At 65.9% G+C, this 20,841-nt stretch carries 18 protein-coding genes; 8 read left to right on the forward strand and 10 right to left on the reverse strand.

All coding sequences use genetic code 11. The features are described from left to right. The first annotated feature begins 3 nt into the window (after positions 1-3). The gene (locus AB0876_RS28285; RefSeq protein WP_491838437.1) at positions 4-1,494 is read left to right on the forward strand and encodes a class I adenylate-forming enzyme family protein; all 1,491 of its coding nucleotides are present in this window, start codon (positions 4-6) and stop codon (positions 1,492-1,494) included. Between the two features lie 77 nt (positions 1,495-1,571). Here the strand turns inward: AB0876_RS28285 and AB0876_RS28290 are convergent, their stop codons facing one another. The 4 genes from AB0876_RS28290 to purU all read right to left on the reverse strand — a co-directional run bounded on the left by AB0876_RS28290 (position 1,572) and on the right by purU (position 5,365). Beyond that, positions 1,572-2,480 (reverse strand): alpha/beta hydrolase, encoded by a 909-nt coding sequence (locus AB0876_RS28290; RefSeq protein ID WP_526043520.1) that lies wholly within the window; start codon positions 2,478-2,480, stop codon positions 1,572-1,574. Further along, positions 2,477-3,829, reverse strand: coding sequence for a flavin-containing monooxygenase (locus AB0876_RS28295; RefSeq protein ID WP_526043521.1), 1,353 nt, complete (start codon positions 3,827-3,829; stop codon positions 2,477-2,479). Before AB0876_RS28295 ends, AB0876_RS28290 begins: the two co-directional genes overlap by 4 nt. A 170-nt stretch (positions 3,830-3,999) precedes the next feature. Next, positions 4,000-4,452: a MaoC family dehydratase gene (locus AB0876_RS28300; protein ID WP_491838434.1), complete on the reverse strand. Its 453-nt coding sequence runs from the start codon at positions 4,450-4,452 to the stop codon at positions 4,000-4,002. Between the two features lie 22 nt (positions 4,453-4,474). Further along, complete coding sequence (gene purU / locus AB0876_RS28305; RefSeq protein ID WP_491838433.1) at positions 4,475-5,365, reverse strand: formyltetrahydrofolate deformylase; 891 nt, start codon at positions 5,363-5,365, stop codon at positions 4,475-4,477. Between the two features lie 460 nt (positions 5,366-5,825). Here purU and AB0876_RS28310 point away from each other — a divergent pair, with 460 nt between their 5' ends. Genes AB0876_RS28310 through AB0876_RS28320 form a run of 3 tightly spaced genes read left to right on the forward strand, consistent with a single transcriptional unit; the run spans position 5,826 to position 10,675 of the window. Further along, on the forward strand, positions 5,826-6,581 hold the full coding sequence (locus AB0876_RS28310) for a hypothetical protein (protein ID WP_491838432.1): 756 nt from the start codon (positions 5,826-5,828) through the stop codon (positions 6,579-6,581). Beyond that, positions 6,578-8,794, forward strand: a complete 2,217-nt coding sequence (locus tag AB0876_RS28315; protein WP_526043522.1) for an Rv1355c family protein — start codon at positions 6,578-6,580, stop codon at positions 8,792-8,794. Before AB0876_RS28310 ends, AB0876_RS28315 begins: the two co-directional genes overlap by 4 nt. An 18-nt stretch (positions 8,795-8,812) precedes the next feature. Further along, positions 8,813-10,675 carry a putative bifunctional diguanylate cyclase/phosphodiesterase gene (locus AB0876_RS28320; RefSeq protein WP_491838430.1) on the forward strand — a complete coding sequence of 621 codons (1,863 nt, stop codon included), beginning with the start codon at positions 8,813-8,815 and terminating at the stop codon, positions 10,673-10,675. On the opposite strand, the gene AB0876_RS28325 is transcribed toward AB0876_RS28320, so the two are convergent. Further along, positions 10,622-11,521 (reverse strand): FAD-binding protein, encoded by a 900-nt coding sequence (locus AB0876_RS28325; RefSeq protein WP_526043523.1) that lies wholly within the window; start codon positions 11,519-11,521, stop codon positions 10,622-10,624. The two genes, AB0876_RS28320 and AB0876_RS28325, sit on opposite strands and share 54 nt — an antisense overlap. A gap of 368 nt (positions 11,522-11,889) precedes the next feature. Here AB0876_RS28325 and AB0876_RS28330 point away from each other — a divergent pair, with 368 nt between their 5' ends. Together AB0876_RS28330 and AB0876_RS28335 are read left to right on the forward strand one after the other, a co-directional pair. Continuing rightward, entirely contained in the window at positions 11,890-12,570 is a 681-nt protein-coding gene (locus tag AB0876_RS28330; RefSeq protein ID WP_491838428.1) for a TetR family transcriptional regulator, read from the forward strand. A gap of 13 nt (positions 12,571-12,583) precedes the next feature. Then, on the forward strand, positions 12,584-13,234 hold the full coding sequence (locus tag AB0876_RS28335; RefSeq protein WP_491838427.1) for a ScbR family autoregulator-binding transcription factor: 651 nt from the start codon (positions 12,584-12,586) through the stop codon (positions 13,232-13,234). A gap of 2 nt (positions 13,235-13,236) precedes the next feature. Here AB0876_RS28335 and AB0876_RS28340 read toward each other — a convergent pair whose 3' ends face one another. Beyond that, the gene (locus AB0876_RS28340; RefSeq protein WP_491839313.1) at positions 13,237-13,599 is read right to left on the reverse strand and encodes a PAS domain S-box protein; all 363 of its coding nucleotides are present in this window, start codon (positions 13,597-13,599) and stop codon (positions 13,237-13,239) included. A 200-nt stretch (positions 13,600-13,799) separates the two neighbouring features. Here AB0876_RS28340 and AB0876_RS28345 point away from each other — a divergent pair, with 200 nt between their 5' ends. Both AB0876_RS28345 and AB0876_RS28350 read left to right on the forward strand, forming a co-directional pair. Continuing rightward, positions 13,800-15,032 carry an acyl-CoA dehydrogenase family protein gene (locus AB0876_RS28345; RefSeq protein WP_491838426.1) on the forward strand — a complete coding sequence of 411 codons (1,233 nt, stop codon included), beginning with the start codon at positions 13,800-13,802 and terminating at the stop codon, positions 15,030-15,032. Then, positions 15,033-16,175 carry an acyl-CoA dehydrogenase family protein gene (locus AB0876_RS28350; protein WP_491838425.1) on the forward strand — a complete coding sequence of 381 codons (1,143 nt, stop codon included), beginning with the start codon at positions 15,033-15,035 and terminating at the stop codon, positions 16,173-16,175. Positions 16,176-16,302: 127 nt separating this feature from the next. Here AB0876_RS28350 and AB0876_RS28355 read toward each other — a convergent pair whose 3' ends face one another. From AB0876_RS28355 to AB0876_RS28370, 4 genes are read right to left on the reverse strand one after another with little or no spacing between them, the layout of a single operon-like run. Continuing rightward, on the reverse strand, positions 16,303-17,334 hold the full coding sequence (locus AB0876_RS28355; protein WP_491838424.1) for an amidohydrolase family protein: 1,032 nt from the start codon (positions 17,332-17,334) through the stop codon (positions 16,303-16,305). A 12-nt stretch (positions 17,335-17,346) separates the two neighbouring features. Beyond that, a complete protein-coding gene (locus AB0876_RS28360; RefSeq protein WP_491838423.1) occupies positions 17,347-18,348 on the reverse strand; it encodes a VOC family protein in 1,002 nt (333 codons plus the stop codon). Further along, on the reverse strand, positions 18,341-19,216 hold the full coding sequence (locus tag AB0876_RS28365; protein ID WP_491838422.1) for an alpha/beta fold hydrolase: 876 nt from the start codon (positions 19,214-19,216) through the stop codon (positions 18,341-18,343). Before AB0876_RS28365 ends, AB0876_RS28360 begins: the two co-directional genes overlap by 8 nt. Then, a complete protein-coding gene (locus AB0876_RS28370) occupies positions 19,213-20,790 on the reverse strand; it encodes a bifunctional 3-(3-hydroxy-phenyl)propionate/3-hydroxycinnamic acid hydroxylase (RefSeq protein WP_491838421.1) in 1,578 nt (525 codons plus the stop codon). Before AB0876_RS28370 ends, AB0876_RS28365 begins: the two co-directional genes overlap by 4 nt. Between the last annotated feature and the right edge of the window lie 51 nt (positions 20,791-20,841).

Below are 20,841 nucleotides of genomic sequence, written 5' to 3' on the forward strand. Positions count from 1 at the left end.
GACATGTCCAGCCCGACAAGCACGGACTTCGCCGACAGGCTGGCCACCGGGCTGAAGGCGTACGGTGACCGGCCGTTCATCGAATTCGCCCGAAAGTGGTACTCGGGCAATGAGATCACGCAGTTCATCGAACAGATCTCGGCAGCATTGGACGAGGCCCGAGTGCTGCCGGGCGAACCGGTCGGCATCGTCGTGCGTAACCGGATTGCCCACGCGGCGACGATCCTCGGGTTCATCGCGACGCGACGCCCGGTGGTGATGATCTACTCCTACCAGTCCGCCACGGCGATCGCGCGGGACGTCGAGAGATTGGCGCTGCCGGCGGTTCTCGCCGATGTCGATGACTGGACACCGGAGTTGCATGGCGCGGTGGCCTCGTCGGGCTCGGCCGGGCTCGTGCTGTCCGGCGATCCGCTCCGCGTCGGTGTGACGGCGATGCGGCAGCCCGGCAGCCGACACGACCCGACGCTGGAAAAGTCCGGCCTGCACATCCTGACCAGTGGCACCACCGGTCCGCCCAAGCGAATACCGGTCGCCACCAACGTGCTTGAGCACACCGTCCTGAGCATGACGATCGGTGCGGGTACCGAAGTGGTCGGAGCGGACACCCCGCCGGCGTTGGTGTACTGGCCGTTCGGCAGCATCGGAGTCTGCCAGTTGCTGGCCGCGCCGTGCGCCGGTAAGCGCATGGTGTTGCTGGAGAAGTTCAGCGTCCCCGAATGGGTCGACGCGATCAAGACCTACCAAATCACCCGCGCGGGTGTGCAGCCCGCGATCCTGCGCATGCTGCTTCAGGCCGACGTTCCGCGCGAGGACCTGGCGTCGTTGGAGGGACTCTCGGGCGGTTCCGGGCCGTTGGAGCCGGAATTGCGGGCGGAGTTCGAAGGGCGTTACGGGATCCCCTTGTTGTGGGCCTACGGGGCAACCGAATTCGCCGGATCGGTGTGCAGCTGGACACCTGAGCTGCATCGCCGTTACGGCGCGGACAAACCAGACAGCGTCGGGCGACCGCTGCCCGGCGTGCGCGTCCGCATCGTCGACCCCGACACCGCCGCCGAAGTGCCTGCCGGGACCGTCGGTGTGCTCGAAGCCGCCGTCGCCGTCATCGGGCGGGACTGGATACGCACCACCGACCTGGCGTCGATGGACGAGGACGGGTTCGTCACGCTGCACGGGCGCGGCGACGGCGCCATCAACCGCGGCGGCTTCAAGATCCTGCCCGAAACGGTTCGGCGGGTTCTGATCTCACATCCCAGTGTGCTCGACGCCTGCGTCGTGGGAGTTCCGGATGCTCGCCTGGGCGCGGTTCCGTTCGCCGCGGTCGAGCTACGGCGGGATGCGGCGGCACCCACCGAGGCCGAGCTGAAGGACCTGGTGCGCGAGGAACTGCCCAGCCATCACGTGCCGGTGGCCGTGGCGGTGGTCGATGCACTCCCCCGCAATGCCGCCCTCAAGGTGCGGCCGGGCGACGTCGCGGCGCTGTACCGCACGTAACTTCTCCCCGCGAGCAGACAAAAACCGCCCATTTGGCAACGAAATTGGGCAGTTTTATGTCTGCTCGCCGGACGGCATCAAGCCGAACGCAGTGTCCGGTTCAGGAAGCTCAGCTGATCCTCGGCGGCGGTGTCGAACCAGTCGTGCCCCGACCACACGTCGAAGTGGTCGCACGGATAATGATGGACCTGGGCCCTGGCCTGGACGGCCGTCTTCATCACCGAGTTGGCCGGCACGAACCGGTCGAAGTCCGCGATCTGAATCAGCACAGGGCATTTCAGCGCCTTGGCCGCAGCACCGGTGCGGATCTGCACCAGCTCCATGCCGATGGCCGAATCGACCTCGTTGCGCCACGTCGGCCCGGCGATCGCACGGTAGCTTTCATAGGCCCCGTCGAGCGCGAGCGCTCCCGCCTCCCCTGGCTTGGCCGCCAGCGGCATCAGCGTCGGCTGCCGGCCCGCTGCCACGGCCACGCGACTCTTCACGCCGGCCACGGTCCAGCGCAATGCCGACGCGACGTCGCGGTGCGCCACGGCCGCGCGGCTGGCAGCCAGCCCGCTGGTCAACGGAGTCATGCCGATCACCGCAGCCACATCAGTGCACTGCGCGGCCACCCGCAGCACGTGGCTGCCCGAGAACGACGACCCCCACAGCACGACCCGCCGACGGTCCACACCCGGCAGTCGTTGGGCGGCCGCGATGGCCGCGCCGTAATCCGCCATCTGACGTTCGACCGAAACACTCTGCCGCGGTTGCCCTTCAGAGGCGCCGAAGCCCCGGTAATCGAAGGCCACCGCATCCAGGCCGGCGGCACTGAAGCGTTCCGCGAAGGGCTGCAGCCCGGAGTCCTTGGTGCCGCCGAAGCCGTGCGCCATCACCACGACCGGGCGGCCCTCCGGTCCGGCGAAGCCGTCGCCGGCAGCCTGGAAGTGCCACGCACTGCACCGGTCACCGGCCGAGTGGAACGTCAGCTCGGTGTAGGTCATGCGATCGCCCCCGCGGTCACGCCGGCACCATCTGCCGCACGCTTGGCGCCCGCGGGTAGTTCGCGCACCCGGATATCGTGCTCGTAGTAGAAGTAGTCCACCTGCTGGGTGTGTCGGGGCCGGTCCGTGCAGTGTCCGCCGTGCAGTTGCTGATCGGCGTCGATCACCCGCTCCATCTCGGTCGCCGACGGTAGGGCGTAACGGCCGACCGCGTAGGCCGCGAGCAGTCGCGACTGGCACTCGACGAACGGGAACAACGTCGGAATCGCCTGGGCGAAACCCATGAACACCAGATCATCGATACCCGGTTTGAACATCCGCTTGTAGAGGCGGATGTGGTTGCCGGGCGCATCGACGACGTCGGGGTCGAAGAAGGGGAAGGTGATGTTGTAGCCCGTCGCGTACACGATCACGTCGAAGACGTCGCTGGTCCCGTCCTCGAAGTGCACAGTGTCACCGTCCAAACGGGAAACGTTCGGCTTCGGAACGACATCGCCGGACCCGAGTCGTAACGGCAACTCGACCGACTGGGTCGGGTGCGCTTCGAACAGCTTGTGGTTCGGGGCCGGCAGCCCGTACACGGTCGGATCGGTGCCGAGCATCGGCCCGATCAACTGGACCATCTTGCGCTGCCACGACAACGGCAGGTAGGGATTGGTGCGGAAGTATTTGTCACCCGGTTGTCCCGCAATGTATTTCGGCACGATCCAGGCGCTCGACCGGGTGGACAACGTCACCTGGTTCTGCAGCGATTTGGACGACAACTCGACGGTGATGTCGGCGGCACTGTTCCCGATGCCCACCACCAGGATCCGTTTGCCGGTCAGCTCGAGTGGTTCTTTCGGGTCGATGTAGTGGTGCGAGTGGATCTGCTCACCGGTGAAGGTTCCGGGGAACTCCGGCAGTCGGGGGTCCCAGTGGTGGCCGTTGGCGACGACGAGCAGATCGAACTCGCGGCGGGCGCCGGCCTGATCCTCGATCTCCCAGCCGCCCCCGTCGACCCGTTTCGCGTGCACCACCCCGTTGCCGAACTCGATGTTCTCCAACAGCCCGAAGGCATTCGCATAGGCGTCCAGATAGGCCTTGATGTCGGAGTGGTGCGGAAACGACGGGAAGTGCTCGGGGATCGGAAAATCCTTGAACGACAACCGATGCTTGCTGGTGTCGATGTGCAGCGAGCGGTACGCGCTGCTGTGGCCGTTCGGATTGCCGAAGGCCCAGTTTCCACCGATGCGGTCCGACGTCTCGAACGTGGTGTACGGGACCCGATAGTCCTTGAGCATCTTTCCGGCGGTGAGCCCGCTGATACCCGAGCCGATGATCGCGGTCCGCGGCAGTGAACGCTGCAAGACAGTGCTCCTTCACATTGTGATGCAGAACACTAGCAGCGGCCTTTGACGGGCGTCAATGAATTCTGACAACTGTCAGAAACGCCACGAGCAGACGCTTATGTACCCGAAATAGCGAGTTGGCGGGTACGGCAGCGTCTGCTCGGCGAGGAAATGTCAGCGGCAGTAACTCAGCCGATGAAGCGGACGATCGACTCGGCGACCGCAGCGGGCTTCTCGGAGCCCTCGATCTCGACCGTCACCGTCATGGTGGCCTGCACCGCGCCGTCGAGCTGTGCGACGTCGGAGATCGCCGCACGTGCCCGCACGTTGGCCCCGACCCGCACCGGCGTGATGAACCGAACCTTGTTGTAGCCGTAGTTGACCGCCAACTTCACATTGTCGACGCGGTACAGCTGATGGGTGAAGTGCGGCAGCAACGACAGAGTCAGCAGGCCGTGCGCGATGGCGCCGCCGAACGGTCCACCGGCCGCCCGCTCCGGATCGACGTGAATCCACTGATGGTCGTCGGTCGCGTCGGCGAACAGATTCACCCGCTCCTGGGTGATCTCCATCCAGTCCGTCGGGCCGAGCTCGCTGCCCGCTGCCGCCACGAACTCGTCAAGACCATTGAAGATTTTCACGCTCACTCCTCCCGACGCGTGGTCAGAAGACCACGGTCTGATTCCCGAACCGGATTACGCGGTCCTCACAGTGCCACAGCACCGCCCGCGACAACACCAGGCGTTCGACATCGGCACCCAGGCGCCGTAGGTCACCGACCGAATGGCGGTGGTCCACCCGCACCACGTCCTGCTCGATGATCGGCCCTTCGTCGAGGTCACCGGTCACGTAATGCGCTGTCGCGCCGACCAACTTGACCCCGCGCTCCTTGGCCCTGCGGTAGGGCGCCGCACCGATGAATGCCGGGAGGAAGGAGTGGTGGATGTTGATCAGCGGGCAGCCCACGGCATCGAGGAAATCGGGCGTCAGGATCTGCATGTACCGCGCGAGCACCACCAGATCGACGTTGTCACGCAACAACTCCAGCAGCCGTTGCTCAGCCTCGGCGCGGTTCTCCCGGGTCGCCGGGACATAGAGGAACGGCACCCCGAACGCGCGGACCTGATCGGCGAGGTCGGGATGGTTCGAGATGACCATGACCACCGACATGTCGAGCTCACCGCGCCGGTTGCGCCACAACAAATCCAGCAGACAGTGGTCCTCGCGGGAGGCCATCAGTGCCACGCGCTTGGGTTTGGAGGCCTCCGTGAGACGGAAGTCCATCTCGAACGGCTCGGCCACCCGTTGCCGGAAGTCACGCTCGAGTTCGTCGCGCACCGCCGCCAGGCCGGGCAGATGGAAGATCGTGCGCTGGATGAAGGTGCCGCCGGTCTGCTCGGTGGAGTGCTGATCCAGCGACACGATGTTGGCGCCGGCACCGGTGAGGAAGCCGCTGATCGCCGAAACCAGACCGGGCCTGTCCGCGCAACGCAGCAACAGCCGGCCGACGTCCTGAGCCGGCAGAGCGGTGGTTTTCGGATACTCCTGTGTCATCGACACCAGAATCTCATCTCGGCTCACCGGGCCGACACACAACCCGCCAATGCGCGACCGAACCGAATGGCCCGGAGCCCGCCCAGTCGATCGACATTCACCCCCGATGGTCAATCGCACTAAGGGCTGGCTGTGAAGGGTTACAGCAAAAGTGTGCGCCGCCGCCCGGAGCTCACACATTCGGCGTCGACGTCAATTCAAGATTTTTGCCATGCGCGCCCGCAAGGCGCATATTCGGCATGAATGTCGATTGTTGAATTTGCCAAAATTGCATGTACCCGTGAGTTAATCGGTGCTGCCCCCGCAGAATTCACCCCTCGACTGGACAAGATTTCTCAGCTCGCTGGAATTCCACTACACAGCGGCGCAATACTCATCACACGTATTCGCAACACCGTGCCGCACAGACAAATCAGCCGTCCCGTCGGAAGGCACGGCTGACCGACGAAATGGATTCCAGATGACCGCTCCCAAACTCGATACCGTCGCCCGCCGCAGAGTGACGCTGGACGAAAGTCCGACCTGGTGGGACCCCGACAGCGAGTGCACGATCGTCGTGGCCCGCCCGCACGCCGAGCGCGAATTGTGGAACGAATATGTCCGGGGCGCCTGCTCCAACTACCGCAAACATGCAGTGGAGCAGGCGTTGGATCTGAAAGCCCTACGGACAGGCGACGATACGGCGCTGTTCTGTGTCGGGATCAACAGCTCCGGCCAGGTGGTCGGTGGTCTGCGGGCCAAGGGTCCGTATCGGAGCGTCGACGAAAGCCACGCCATCGTGGAATGGAGCGGACAGCCCGCACTCGACGCGGTGCGCAAGATGATTGCCGACCGCCTGCCGTTCGGAGTGGTCGAGATGAAGACCGCCTGGGTGTGTGACGACCCGGAGCAGAGCCGCGCACTCACCGATACGCTGGCGCGCATGCCGCTGCATGCCATGACGCTGTTGGACATTCAGTTCGGTATGGCCACCGCCGCCGCGTATGTGCTGAAACGCTGGCTGTCCTCCGGCGGCGTGCTGGCTGCGAAAATCCCGGCGACACCATATCCGGACGAGCGATACCAGACCAAGATGATGTGGTGGGACAGCACCACTTTCGCCAACCACGCCGATCCGGGGCAGCTGTCACGATTCTTCGCCGAAGCCCAGCGAATCGGCGCGCACCCCCGAACCGGCGGCATCGACGCCGTCACCGCCGCCGGGGCGAGACGATGACCCCCGAAAGTCCCCTGGAAAGCGCCTACACAGACATCGAGACTTCCGAATTGAGTGAATACAACGACCCCGATCAATATCGAGCGATCTTCGTCGAAGGCGAAGGCGAAGGCGAAGGCGAAGGCGACGACAATTCGGACAGCACGCTCGACCAGCTACGCCGGGACCCGCGAATCACGGTCATCGACGAATGCCGTCAGCAACAGGCAGCGCTCCGCACGCTCGTGCCTGCGGTCGACCCGGAAATGCTCGACGAGCCGACGAGGTGGGCGTACTACCCGTGGCGGCGGTCCCTGGTTCACCTTCTGGGACCGGCCGCGTTCAACCGCCTACGCCTGGACCGTAACCGCAACCTCATCAGTGCCGATGAGCAGCAGCGGTTGTCACGCCTGAAAATCGGCGTCGTCGGCCTCAGCGTCGGCCATGCCATCGCCTACAACCTCGCGGTCGAGGGCCTTTGCGGCGAGATTCGACTCACCGACTTCGACGAACTGGAGCTGGCGAACCTCAACCGGGTCCCTGGCACCGTGTTCGACCTGGGTTTGAACAAAGCCGTGGTGGCCGCGCGCCGGATCGCCGAGATCGACCCCTACATCAGGGTTCGGATCGATCGCAACGGCGCGGTGTCCGAGTCCATCGACGAGTATCTGCACGGCCTCGACGTCGTCGTCGAGGAATGCGACTCGCTGGACGCGAAAGTTCTTGTCCGCGAGGCAGCCCGGGCCCGGAGACTGCCCGTGCTGATGACCACCGGGGATCGTGGGCTGCTCGACGTCGAGCGGTTCGACCTGGAGCCCGCGCGGCCGATCCTGCACGGTCTGCTCGGCGACATCGCGGCGCGCGACCTGGCCGGGCTCAGCAGCAAGGACAAGGTGCCGCACGTTCTGCGAATCCTCGACGCGCCGGAGCTGTCGCCCCGGATGGCGGCGTCGCTGGTGGAGGTCGGCAAGACATTGAGCACCTGGCCCCAACTCGCCGCGGAAGTGGTACTCGGAGCGACCGTCGTCGCCAACGCCGTGCGACGCATCGGCCTGGGTGAGCCGATGCCGTCGGGGCGGGTGCGTGTCGATATCGCCGACGCGCTCGACCGCATCGGCGATCCGTTGCGCGACGCGTCAGCACCCCCGCCCGCGTCGGTCCCCGCGCAGACGCCGCCGCCACCGACGGGGATGGCGGACATCCTCACCGAGGCAGCGACGCGCGCCCCCTCGGGCGGCAACGTCCAACCGTGGCACATCGAAGCGAGCGACGACCGGATCAACCTCCGGCTGGCGACGAAATACACCACGGCGATGGACGTCGGGTACCGCGGCAGCGCGGTCGCACTGGGCGCCGCGGCCTTCAATGCCCGAGTCGCCGCGGCGGCTCACGGACTGGCCGGGCACGTGCGGTGGTCCCGCGGCGACGAGGGCACCCCCCTGTACGGGGTCGCGGAGTTCTCCCCCGGCAACGCACCTGAGTTGGCCGAACTCTACGAACCGATGCTGGCCCGCGAGACCAACCGGCTCCGCGGCACGTCGGCACCGATTTCCGTCGGGGTGCTCGACACGCTGCGGGCTGCCGCACGCAACGAAGGTGCCGAGCTGAAGGTCCTCGACACCCCGTCCGATATCGAAACCGCCGCAGGCATACTCGCCAAGGCCGACCGGATCCGCTATCTGACCCCCACACTGCACCGGGAGATGATGTCGGAACTGCGCTGGCCCGGCGATCCAGCGCCCGATACCGGCATCGAGGTCACGACGCTCGGGCTGGATCCGGCCGACATGGTGGTGCTGGACATCCTGCGTCGGCCCGAGGTCATGGCGAAGTTGTCGGACTGGAACGCCGGGGTGGCCCTCGGCGACGACACCTACGAACGGGTCACCTCGAGCTCGGCGCTGGTGGTCGTCTCGGTCCGCGGCCGGCGGCTGACCGATTACGCCCTGGCCGGGTCGGCGGTCGAGGCCGTCTGGGTCGGCGCCCAACGCTGCGGGCTCGCGGTCCAGCCGGTGTCGCCGGTGTTCCTCTACGCCCATGACGACGGGGATCGCCAGGCGCTCTCGCCCGCCCACGCCGACGACCTTCGCGACCTGCAGTACGCTTTTCGCAGGTTGACCAGCACCGAGCGCGACGAATCACAGGCGCTGGTGCTCAGGTTGTCCTACGCGCCGCGTCCGACCGTACGCAGCAGAAGGCGAGCCCGATCGGGTTCGGCGCCACAGTACGGCTGAGAGCCGGTGCAGAGGTATATGCGGAGGTATCTGGTGCCAGGCAGCCTCGAACTGCTCGTCACGTCGGTCGCCACGCAACTGATGGCGGTCGATGCCGCGACCTCGGTTTCGGTGAGCCAACAGGTTCTGGCCGAGCTGGTCTCGTTTTTCGATGTGGACGTGAGCTTCCTGCGTCACAACGATCACGAGGCACATGCGACCCGACTCGTGGCCGAGTGGCCGCCGCGCCCGCAGGACACACCGACCGACCCGATCGCGGTCATCCACTTCGCCGATGCCGACCCGGTGTTCGCGATGGCCGAGCACCTCAAGGAACCGGCGGTGTTCCGTCCCGAGCCGGCCACCGACGACTATCAGCGCACGATCGAGGCCGGACGCCACATCCCCAGCACATCCATGGCATGTGTGCCGCTGCTGTCCGGGGACATCACCACCGGTGTCCTGGGATTCGTCAAGTTCGGTGACCGCGAGTGGCTACCCGCAGAGCTCAATGCACTCAAAGCGATCGCCTCGCTGTTCGCCCAGGTGCAGGCCCGCATCGAGGCCGAGGACCGCCTACGGTACCTCGCAGATCACGACCACCTCACCGGGCTGCACAACCGCAGGGCGCTCATGGCCCACCTGGAAGCCCGGCTGGCTCCGGGCCAGCCCGGCCCCGTCGTGGTGATGTTCTTCGACCTGGACCGGTTGAAGGCGATCAACGACTACCTGGGCCATACCGCCGGTGACGCCTTCATCAGCATCCTGGCCGAGCGGTTACAGCGCGGCGACGACTCGCCCAAGCTCATCGCGCGCCTCGGCGGTGACGAATTCGTCGTCGTCCCCGCGGCGTCGATGACCGCCGAGGCCGCCACCGCGCTGGCCTACCGACTCCAGTCGGTGCTGCGCGAACGGGTAACCATCGACGGCGAGATGCTCACCCGTACCGTCAGCATCGGTTTGGCCGAAGGAATGCCCGGTCGGGACTCCACCTCCGATCTGCTCAACCGGGCCGATCACGCGGTGCTCACCGCGAAGAACTCCGGCGGCAATCGGGTCACGGTGTTCTCCGATGCGATGGCGATGGAGATCGACTTCCGCAACGACATCGAGTTGCACCTGCAGAGCGTGATCGAAAGCGGCGCGCTCGTTCTGCACTACCTGCCCGAGATCGACATGCGTACCGGCGAGGTGCTGGCTGCCGAGGCCCTGGTCCGCTGGCAGCACCCGACGCGCGGCCTACTGTCCCCCGACTCGTTCATCGGCGTGGCCGAATCCATAAATCTGGCAGGCGAACTGGGCCGCTGGGTGCTCCGCAATGCCTGTGCCGAGTTCGCGCGGTGGCGGTCCAACGGTGTCGGCCGCAACATCGTGTTGCGCATCAACGTGTCGCCGGTGCAGCTGGTGACCGACGGATTCGTCGATTCGGTGGCCGGCGTCATGAAAGAGTTCCGCCTGCCCCGCGGGTCGGTCTGCCTGGAGATCACCGAAAGCATCGTGGTGCAGGACATCGAAACCACCCGTTCGACGTTGTCCGGACTGCACAAGGTGGGCGTGCAGGTGGCCATCGATGACTTCGGCACCGGCTACAGCGCACTGTCGCTGTTGAAGTCCCTGCCGGTGGACACCCTCAAGATCGACCGCAGCTTTGTCGCCGGCCTGGGTTCGGACCCGGGCGACCTACCGATCGTGCGTGCGGTGATCGCCCTGGCCGGGGCTTTCGGCCTACAACTGGTGGCAGAGGGGGTGGAGACCGAACGGGCCGCGCTGACGCTGTTGCGCCACGGTTGCTACCGCGCGCAGGGCTTCCTGCTGTCCAAGCCGATCCTCGGCCACGAGATGGCTGCGCTACTGGCCAAAGGGCGGGTACCGGTGCATTTCTCGGCCGCGCCGCGCATGTGAGCGAGCCGACTCGCGCTTCGAGTCGTGCACCCGGCCGGAGTTGCAATAGCCCGATCCCGATCCGTCCAGCTCGAGCTCCAGCAGTTCCAAGCGGCCGAATCTGCTCGCGCTGTAGCCGACCAGACCTACCTGCACAGGCTTGCCCGGCTCGATGAGCTGATCGGCCGCCGAGTCCGAGGCACCATGAGGCTCGGTCGATACGGCAACTCCGTGGCGGGCCCGCAGGGCCAACGGACCGTCTGCGGTGTCGATCACTGCACCCAGTACCTCGCCCTCCTCGAACACGAGGCGCTGGAGCGTGCCGTTGTCCGCGGCCGGGATCTGCCGGTCGCGTGCTTGGGCCGACAACCAGTCACCGAGAACCGAGGTGGTGTCTGCGGCCGTCACGGTCTCCAGTGCGCCCAACAGCTTGACCTGAATCTCCTCACCGGTGCCGGAGCGCATCGAGGTGGTACCCCGGTCCGCCAACCGCGTGTAGAGCACGCCGTAGGGAGAAGTCAGGCAGCGCTGCGCCCAGTCCTGCAGCCGAGAACCGTAGAACGGCGCGATCCGGGCACGCCCGGAAACCGGCGTCCATTCACTGACCGCCCGGACCGTCAGCGCGCTGTCGCACTCGGCGTCGACGAGGGGCGTCAGGTCCGCCGCCAGGGCATCGAAGTACTCGCGGGTCTCGGCATCGTGGACGCCCACACCCAGCCAAGGTGTCTCCGGTCCGAGCATGACCGGTCGAGGATCTCCCGGACGCACGACATGCACGTCGAGCCCGGCATCCGCCGCGGCAACGGCCGCGGCCAACGCCCCGAAGCCCGAGCCACAGCAAACGACGTCGACTTCGTCATCCCACATCGGCTAGTGACACTCCGCCTGAACCACGGGGCGCCTCATCAAGATCGAATTATCTTGGTAGGCACCAGAAATTAAGGTCGCCATGGCCCGCACCGGGATTCGAGGGGGATTGCCGGTGCAGGCCATGGCAACGTTTCCAGGATAGCCCTTGGCTACTGCCGACCGCCAAATGGTGGCGCTCGCCACAGCGCCCGCGACCGTGGCATGCGCCACCGCCGGGCGGGCAGCCCGCGACGAACCAAGAGTTATCACCCTAAGCACGATACATACCTTTAGAATGTTATGCACGTACGGTGAAGACTTTGAGTCTGCTGGCGGTGAGATGAAATCACGAGCTGCCGCCGGCCGATCAGAGTCAGGAAGGCCCCGTGGTGACTGAGCAGCTCGACCGGCGAGCAGAGCTGACACGCCTCCAGATCCTGCAGGCGGCAGCGCGACAGTTCGCGGACACGCCCTACAGCCTGGTCAGCCTCGACGACATCCTCGCCGACGCCAACGTCACCAAGGGCGCGCTCTACTTCCATTTCCGGTCCAAGCACGCACTGGCGGTCTCCATCGTCGAACATCGGACACTGCGTGGCCAGAAGGCCGTCGAAGACGTCCTGGCCCGCAATCTGTCCGGAGCCGAAACCTTGATCGATCTGTCGGCCCTGGTTGCCGCCGAAGACATCGGCGACCCGGTGGCCCGGGCCTGCCTGAACCTCGTCGAATCCATCGGCCGGACCGACGACGTGGGTCCGCGGGTCCTGAACGAATGGGTGCAGGGCTTCGCCGGCATCGCCAAACGGGCCATCGGCGAAGGCGATTTCACGGCCGACACCGACCCCGAAGCGGTCGCCCGCTTGTTGGTGTCGATATACCTGGGCGTACGCCAGACCAGTGACCTCGACGATCCACCGCGGTTCCTCACCGACCTCGAACACAGCTGGCGGCTGGCGATGCCCGGGTTCGTCGAGCCAGAGCGGCTCGGCTACCTGCAACAGTTCATCCGGCGTCGCACCGCAGTGGGCATCAAAAAGGTGGCTCCACTGCACCCCCGCACCAAATGATAGGAACGCCACAATGGCACGCCAGGCTCGATCCGAGCTGACCCGGCAGAAGATCATCACCGCCGCGGTCGACCTGTTCAGCGAGCAGGGCTATCCCGCGACCGGTCTCGGCGACATCATCGCGCGGGCCGAGATGACCAAGGGCGCGCTGTACTACCACTTCGACTCCAAGGAGTCCCTGGCCGAGGCAATTATCGGTGACGGCGGCACCGCCATGCTGACCACATTCCGCGTCATCGCCGAATCCTCTTCGCCCGCTTTGGAAAACACCATCCACGGGTTGTTCGTCGTGGCCGACTTCACCCGTTCGGACAAAGTCGCCCAGATCGGCATGCAGCTGCTGCGAACGTTCAGCGGTATCCACGTCGCCGCCACCCGGGTGTACACCAGCTGGCTCGACGAACTCACTCGACAGTTGACCCAGGCCGCCGAGGAAGGCGATCTACGCGAGAACCTGGATGTCGCGAGCGCCGCCGAGGTGATCCTGGGGTCCATGCTGGGCGCCGAGGCACTCTCGCGCGCCACTGCGGGCACCGAACTCCGTGAACGCGTGGCCCGCACGTGGGATCTGCTGCTGCCCGCGATCGTCAGCCGGGAGTCGCTGGACTACTTCCGCGAGTTCCTGGCACGCGAGTCGCTGCGCCGGGCGAAGGCCGCGGGCTAGCCCTAGAACTCGTCGGCCCACAACTGCTCGGTGAGGTCCTCGAACGTCGCCAAGGCCACCGGATCATCGCCGCGCAACAGCGCCGATTTGCTCATCCGCGCCCGCACGATAGAGCCGTCGCGATGGACGAGCTCCACGAGCAGCCCAGCGTTGGCCCGCATCACCGAGACCGCGGACTCGTCGGCGGGCAGTGAATGGAACACCTCAGCAAACGGCATGTTCTTGACCGCATCGGCGTCGCGACCCACCATCTCGCCGAACGCACTGTTGGCGAACAGGATGGTGCCGTCTTCGGCGATCGCCAACACCGGCACCGGGAACCTCTCCAGCACCACCAGCGCAGGCAGGTTCTGCAGCAGTGCCATCGGAGATTGAGGGTCCTGACCGCTCTGGCGACGCTCCACGCCCTCGATTATCGCCTGTGACCTGGGCCGGGCACCACCGCCGGCCAGCAACATCTGGCGGCGGTGCCCCGGTGTCGGGGACCGAACGCTGAGCGGGGTGGTGTGCGTCACTTGATTAACTAGGTTTACTCTGTGGAGCGACACCAGCAGAAGGGGCAGGCATGGACCTGAAGTGGTCGACCAGCGACCAGGAATTCCGCGACGAAGTTCGCGATTTTCTCGCCAAGAATCTGACTCCCGAGCTCCGCCGCGCGGGCCAGTTGATGACCAGCGTGTATGCCGATCACGACGCCAGCATGGCCTGGCAGAAAATCCTCCACGAGCGGGGCTGGGCCGCCCCGGCTTGGCCGGTCGAACACGGCGGCTGCGATTGGAGTCTGACCCAGCACTACATCTTCAGCCGCGAATCGACCCTCGCCGGCGCCCCGTCGCTCTCGCCCATGGGTATCCGCATGGTGGCCCACGCCATCATCAAATTCGGCACGCAGGCCCAGAAGGAATTCTTCCTGCCCGGGATCCTGACCGGCGAGGTGTTCTTCTGCCAGGGCTACTCCGAGCCCGAGGCCGGCTCGGACCTGGCCGCCCTGTCGATGGCAGCGGTGTCCGATGGGGACGACCTCGTGTGCACCGGCAGCAAGATCTGGACCACCCACGCCCAGGAAGCCAACTGGATGTTCGCCCTGGTGCGCACCACCCGCGGCGCCAAGAAGCAGCAGGGCATCACGTTCGTGCTGATCGACATGACCTCACCCGGCATCGAAATCCGCCCGCTGGTCATGACTTCCGGCGAAGAGGTACAGAACCAGGTCTTCTTCGACGACGTTCGGGTGCCGAAGTCCAATGTGATCGGCACGATCGACGACGGCTGGACCGTGGCCAAATACCTGCTGGAGTTCGAGCGCGGCGGCGGCGCCAACGCGCCGGCATTGCAGGTGCTGGGTGATGAGATCTCAGCGGTCGCCACCGAAATGCCGGGACCGACCGGCGGTCGACTGATCGACGACCCGGCCTTCAGCCGCCGGCTGGCCGACGCCCGGCTCCGCACCGATGTGCTGGAAATCCTGGAGTACCAGGTACTGGCGGCGGTGGCCGAGGGCGGCCATCCCGGTACGGCGTCGTCGATGCTCAAGGTCCTGAGCACCGAGCTGAGCCAGACGCTGACCGAACTGTCGATGGAAGCTGCGGGCCCGCTTGCCCGCGCCTACCAACCGCACGCCACTTTCCCGGGCGGACCGGTGGCCGAATACGACCCGCCCGCCGACGGCTACCACAGCGGAGCCCCCTGGCAGGCGGTCGCCCCACTGCGTTACTTCAACGACCGGGCCGGCTCGATCTACGCCGGTAGCAACGAAATTCAGCGAAACATCCTCGCCAAGGCAGAACTGGGGCTCTAGATGGACTTCAACCTGACCAACGAACAGGAACTGCTGCGCGATGGGCTGACCAAGTTCCTGGGCAGCCGTTACGACCTGGCATCCAGCCGGGCCGCGGCCAAGACCGGCCCCGGCTGGCAGCCCGAGATCTGGCGGGGTTTTGCCGATGAGCTCGGCATCCTGGGCGCCACCCTGCCCGAACAAGCCGGTGGCATCGGTGGCGGCCCGGTCGAAACCATGGTCATCGCTGAGGCTTTGGGCCACGCCCTGGTGATCGAACCGTTCGTGGATACCGTGGTGGTGGCCGGTGGCCTGCTGCACCGGTCCGGCGACACGGCCGCCGCGGCCCTGCTCGAGGAGATCGTGTCGGGTTCGGCCATCGTCACGCTGGCCGCCACCGAGCAGGCCTCCGGGGACAACTGGCGCGACGTGTCCACCACCGCACAACGTGACGGCGACGAGTGGGTTCTCAACGGCGCCAAGGTGATGGCCGTCGACGCACCGCTGGCCACCCACCTCTTGGTGACCGCACGTACCTCGGGGGAACGTGCGGACACCGACGGAATCTCGCTCTTTTTGATCGATATCTCTTCCTTGACAACGGGATTCACCGCGCACCCGTACCGTACGGTGGACGATCGCCGGGCATCGGACCTCACATTTTCCGACGTCCGGTTGCCCGCCTCGGCATTGCTGGGAGCCGAGGGGCAGGCCTGGCCGTCACTGGACCTGGCCCGGGACGAGGGCGCGGCGGCGGTGTGCGCCGAGGCCGTCGGCGGAATGCGCAAGGTGCTGGCCGACACGGTCGAGTACTGCAAGCAACGCCAGCAGTTCGGTATTCCCATCGGGAGCTTCCAGGCGCTGCAGCACCGGATGGTCGACATGCACATGGAAGTCGAACAGGCTTCGGCGGCGGTCTATCTCGCCGTGCTGAACCTCGATGCCGAACCCGCGCAACGGGCCAAGGCGGTATCAGCAGCCAAGGCCACCATCGGACGGGCCGCCCGCTTCGTCGGGCAGAACGCGGTGCAACTCCACGGCGGCATGGGCATGACCGAGGAACTCGCGATCGGCCACTACTTCAAACGTCTCACCGCGGTCCAGTACGAGTTCGGATCGACCGACTACCACGTCGGCCGTTACGCGGAGCTGACCCGGAGCTGAGGGCTCGGCGGTCCGGCTGGACTGACCTGCACGCTGGACCCGCACCGAAATTGAAGCCAGGGACAGAATCGGCGCCGATCTTGTCCCTGGCTTCAGTTTCGGTGTTCTTCGGTATCCCAAACGCGGCCTACTTGGTGTTGATGAGGCGCGCGACTCCACGCATCACCGCCCGGGTGGCCTGATGCCGCACCTGATCCAGCGGTGACGGTGCCGGGGCCGCTGGGGCGGTACCCAGCCGCGGGAAGAGCGCCAGCGCATTGTCACGGTTGATCGCCTGACGGGCAAGGGAATCCAGCCCGCCGTACGTATCCAAGCCGGCGGCGAACAACTGCCCGGCTGCCAACGGCGCGAACGGCCAGTCGGAACCGAACGTGATGTGGCCGGGTTTGGCGAATGCGAGCAGCGTGGGTAGTGCGGCGGCGCTCGACGACAACGCGGTGTCGAAGTAGAAGCTCGCGAAATCGTCGAGGACGTCAGCCGGGCTGCGGCCGGTCTCCCCCGTGATGGCCACCGCCATACGGTGCGAGGCGTACGGCACGAAACCGCCGGCGTGGCTCAGGATGAATTTGATGTTCGAGTACTTGTGCCGGATCCCGTTGCGTACCAACAGGTAGGCAGCACGCGTGGTGTCGAGGAGAAAGTCCGTCGCGAACGGCGGCACACCGGGCACCGTCGGAGCGGGAAGGTCGGCCGGATGGATGAAGACCACGGCGGACCGGACGTCGAGCGCGGCCCACAGTTCGTCCTGTCCGTCCTGCCCTAGGTAGGTTCCGGCGTTGTTGGCCAGGAGCACCACTCCATCTGCACCGAGTGTGTCGAGGGCACGGATGGCCTCCGTTGTCGCCGCCTCGACGTGCGGCATCGGCAGCGTGGCGAAGAATCCGAACCGGTCCGACTGCGACGCGAACAGTTCGGCTCCGAAGTCGTTGAGATCGATGGCCAGTGCTGCCGCATCCGCCTGGTTCGGCAGGAAGGTGGTGCCCGGTGTCGACACCGACAGGATCGCGGTGGCTACCTCGAGCTCAGCCATGGTCTGCAACGAGCCCTCCGAACTCCACTCCGGCAGCGCACGTCCGCCGGCATCATCGATCCCGGCCTTCTGCAACGCCTTTCGATAGTCGGGCGGAATCATGTGGTGATGGGTATCGATTCGATTCATGATCGTCCTTCCCTAACTGTCGGCGATGCCGGCACCGGCCAGCGCCGGGACGCTGTCCTCGGCTCGCAGTAGCGAGCGGGCGCCGACCTTGAACTGGGCGAGTTTGTCGATGACGGTCTGTCCCTCCGGTGTGTGCCCCCAGATGCTGATGCCCTGGTGGGTGGTGGGTTCCCAGGTCGCCTCGTCGACAACCAACGGATTCCACCCCACCTCCCATTCAAACCCGGACGGGGTCATCGCGTAATAGGACAGTTCCCGGTCGTTGGTGTGCTGCCCAACCCCCAGCGCCATGCCGAAACCGAGTTCCCTGATCCGTTGGTATGACGTGGTCATGTCGTCGAGGTCGGCCACCTGGACGTTGAGGTGCTGGATGCGGGTGCGTATCGGGTTGATGGGTAGGCGGTTCACCGAGGCGATGGCCACCGAGTGGTGACGCTGATTGACCCGCAGGAACCGTATCTTGACCTTGACGCCGCTGATCGTCTCATCGATGTAGTCCGACAACCGGGCGTCGAACACGGTGCTGTAGTAACCGCGCACCTGCTGTGGCTTCTTGGTGGTGATCGCCACGTGCCCGATGCCGCAGTCACCCGTCACGAACCCGCCGCGCACCGTCATCTGCAGTGGCGTGACGGCGGGACGGGCCCGGGTGAAGATCTCCTGCGTCAATCCGTTGGGTCCCGGGAACCGCACGAGGCGCTCCACCCCGCGCAGAGCGGCTTCCTCTGCGCTTCCCTCGGTGACCGGCACACCGTGGCCCACGACGCGGCCGACGATGTCGTCGAACGTGGCGTGGTCATCGACTTGCCATCCGAGCGCCGCCACATCCTCGGACGGGCCACGCTGCAGCAGGAAGCGACATTCGTGGTCGTCGAGCCGGAACCGAAGGAAATCCGGCAGGACGTCGTCGAGGTGCATCCCGACCCCGTCGCGCCCGAAACGCCGCCAATCTGCGAACTTCTCGGTCTCGATGACGACGTAGCCGAGGTGGACGTTGCCGAACACGCTAGGCATGAGCGAGCTTCGAATCGGGACCGAGAAACTCGGTGACGAGTTCGTTGAACAATTCGGCGCGTTCCCACTGCATCCAGTGGCCGGTGTGCGAGGTCATCACCAATTCAGCGTTGGGCATGGCGTCGAGCAGCATCGGGCCGCCGGATGGCCGGTTCACCTTGTCGTCTCGGCCCCACAGGATCAGTGTGGGCGTCTGCAGCGTCTTGAGCCGGTTGTCGCGGGTGAGATCCATGCGCCACAGTGTGCGCAACGCTTTCGGTCCCGACGGCCTGGTCAGCGGCGGATCAGCCACCACCTCGGGATCAATGGAGGCCCGGTACCGCAGGTCGATCAGATCCTCCGGCACCGAACTACCTTCATACACAAGGTAATTACGAACGAAGGACGCGAGCTTGTCGCGACTGGGACCGTCGCCGGTGTAATAGGACAGCAGCCTGCCCAGCCCTGCGGTCGGCAGTGCGCGGGTAGTGCCGATTCCACCGGGGCCCATCAGCACCATCTTGTCGACCCGATGCGGAGTGTCCAGCGCCAACCGTAACGCTGCAGCGCCGCCGTAGGAGTTGCCGATCAGATGTGCGGTCTCGATGCCCAGTTCGTCGAGCAGGCCGCGGATCATGTCGGCGAGGAACCCGAACGGATCGCTCTTGTCGATGCCCTTCGCCGAGCGCCCATAGCCGGGCATATCGGGCACGATGACCCGGAAATGTGCTGCGACAGCGTCGATGTTGCGCGCGTAGTTGGACATCCCGGAGGCACCCGGTCCCCCACCGTGCAACATCACCACGGCGGGGCCGGTACCGGCCTCGGCGTAGAAGATCTCCCGACCCGCGACGGTCACTGTGTGTTCAGCAACTTCGGTGGTGGTCATGCGCGGGCTCCAGTCTTGGTCGGTGCCGGCCGGTAGCCGGCCGGAGGTGCGGGTAACGGCTGCCCAGATCGGGCTGCGGCATAGATGAATCCGTCGGGGCGCAACACCACCGTCGCCGCCTTCTTGCGCCGCAACCAGGTAACGAGCGTTCCGTCGAGGTCGCGGACCGCCCCGGGTCGCGTCGTGCCCCGCGGTCCGTCGAGCGCGATCACGGGCGCACCCAGATCGGTCCATGCATGTACGCCCGCCGGTGCCACACCGATGTGGAGCACCGCCCATCGTCCGGCGAGGACGTCATCGAGGCGGACCGTCGCGCCGGTGTCGTCGACGACCCATGGCTGCGGGATCTGCCAGCCCACGGCTCGATTGCCGGTCCGGGCGAACAGACCGCCGTCATACCGGGCATCTGGGATCCAATAGAGCTTCTGACCGCCGCGCAGCACCCCGGGAAGCTTGGTCAGTGCCCTCAGCGCATGGTTGCGCAGCGCGGCGATGACCCGGTTGCGCTCGGTGATCACACGACCGACGATGCAGGCTCGGCGGGTGACCTCGACGACGTGCGGTTTACGTTCGGCCTCATAGGAATCCAGGAGGGTGTCCGGCGCCCGACCGGCCAGCACCATGGCAAGCTTCCAGCACAAGTTCGCTGCGTCGCGCACTCCGGCCGACATGCCCTGACCGATCCATGGCGGCATGGCGTGTGCGGCGTCGCCGGCCAGGAAGATGCGGCCCACCCGCCAGCGATCAGCGACCCGGACATGGTGGCTGTATACCACCGCCCGGAGGATCTCGACGTCGTCGGATGTGATGCCCTGATCCCCCAACACCTTCCAGATTTCGGGCCCGGTGACCAGTTTCTGCTCGTCCTCACCGGCCCGCGCCGGGTACTCCCAGCGGTGGTGCCCCAGCGGCGTCGGACAGTCGACGGTGGGACGGTCCGGATTGCAGTGGAAACGGAGCCGATCGTGAGCATCCCATTCCCTGAGCACCTTGGTGTCGATGACAATCCATCGCTCGGCGTAGGTGTCACCCGCATACCCGATGCCGAGTTGTCCTCGCGTCGGAGAAGAACCGCCGTCAGCGGCGATGACATAGGAGGCCCGGAATCTCTTGAAGGTGTCGGTGCGAAGATCAGCCAGCATCAGCTCGACGTGGTCGGATTTGGCCAGCACGCGCAGACATTCGTGTTCGAGCAGCACGTCGACGTTGCCGAACCGATCCACTCCCTCACGCAGGACATGGTCGACCTCGGGCTGGTAGATGAACTGCTGGGGCGGGTGGCCCGAACCGCGCCCGAAGATCGTCGTCTCGATGAAAGGAACGCCGTCGGCGTCGACGAATGCCGCGGGCCGGTCGGGCAGCATGTCCTGCTGCAGTCGGTCCGCCATTCCGACCGACTGCCAGATGCGCAGCACCTCTTCATCGGTGCTGATGGCGCGGGCTCTGCCGTAGACGTCTGGATCCCGTTCGATCACCACAACAGTCAGGCCGAGCCGGCCGAGCAGGTTCGCCGCGGTGGCACCGGTTGGGCCGTAGCCGATGACCGCGACGTCATAGGTGTCCTGGATGTTCACTGCCGCCTCCGGTTGTTCTGTAGTGATCGATACGGTAATGTAGCGATCACT

Origin of the sequence: Mycobacterium sp. NPDC049093, from assembly GCF_040704635.1 — a bacterium.
GTDB lineage: Bacteria > Actinomycetota > Actinomycetes > Mycobacteriales > Mycobacteriaceae > Mycobacterium.

Bases quoted from the DNA above. Each gene is read 5' to 3' on its own strand.
- AB0876_RS28285 (WP_491838437.1), top strand. From the start codon at position 4: ATGTCCAGCCCGACAAGCACGGACTTCGCCGACAGGCTGGCCACCGGG.
- AB0876_RS28290 (WP_526043520.1), bottom strand. From the start codon at position 2,480: ATGACCTACACCGAGCTGACGTTCCACTCGGCCGGTGACCGGTGCAGT.
- purU (WP_491838433.1), bottom strand. From the start codon at position 5,365: ATGACACAGGAGTATCCGAAAACCACCGCTCTGCCGGCTCAGGACGTC.
- AB0876_RS28310 (WP_491838432.1), top strand. From the start codon at position 5,826: ATGACCGCTCCCAAACTCGATACCGTCGCCCGCCGCAGAGTGACGCTG.
- AB0876_RS28315 (WP_526043522.1), top strand. From the start codon at position 6,578: ATGACCCCCGAAAGTCCCCTGGAAAGCGCCTACACAGACATCGAGACT.
- AB0876_RS28320 (WP_491838430.1), top strand. From the start codon at position 8,813: ATGCGGAGGTATCTGGTGCCAGGCAGCCTCGAACTGCTCGTCACGTCG.
- AB0876_RS28325 (WP_526043523.1), bottom strand. From the start codon at position 11,521: ATGTGGGATGACGAAGTCGACGTCGTTTGCTGTGGCTCGGGCTTCGGG.
- AB0876_RS28335 (WP_491838427.1), top strand. From the start codon at position 12,584: ATGGCACGCCAGGCTCGATCCGAGCTGACCCGGCAGAAGATCATCACC.
- AB0876_RS28340 (WP_491839313.1), bottom strand. From the start codon at position 13,599: ATGGCACTGCTGCAGAACCTGCCTGCGCTGGTGGTGCTGGAGAGGTTC.
- AB0876_RS28345 (WP_491838426.1), top strand. From the start codon at position 13,800: ATGGACCTGAAGTGGTCGACCAGCGACCAGGAATTCCGCGACGAAGTT.
- AB0876_RS28350 (WP_491838425.1), top strand. From the start codon at position 15,033: ATGGACTTCAACCTGACCAACGAACAGGAACTGCTGCGCGATGGGCTG.
- AB0876_RS28355 (WP_491838424.1), bottom strand. From the start codon at position 17,334: ATGAATCGAATCGATACCCATCACCACATGATTCCGCCCGACTATCGA.
- AB0876_RS28360 (WP_491838423.1), bottom strand. From the start codon at position 18,348: ATGCCTAGCGTGTTCGGCAACGTCCACCTCGGCTACGTCGTCATCGAG.
- AB0876_RS28365 (WP_491838422.1), bottom strand. From the start codon at position 19,216: ATGACCACCACCGAAGTTGCTGAACACACAGTGACCGTCGCGGGTCGG.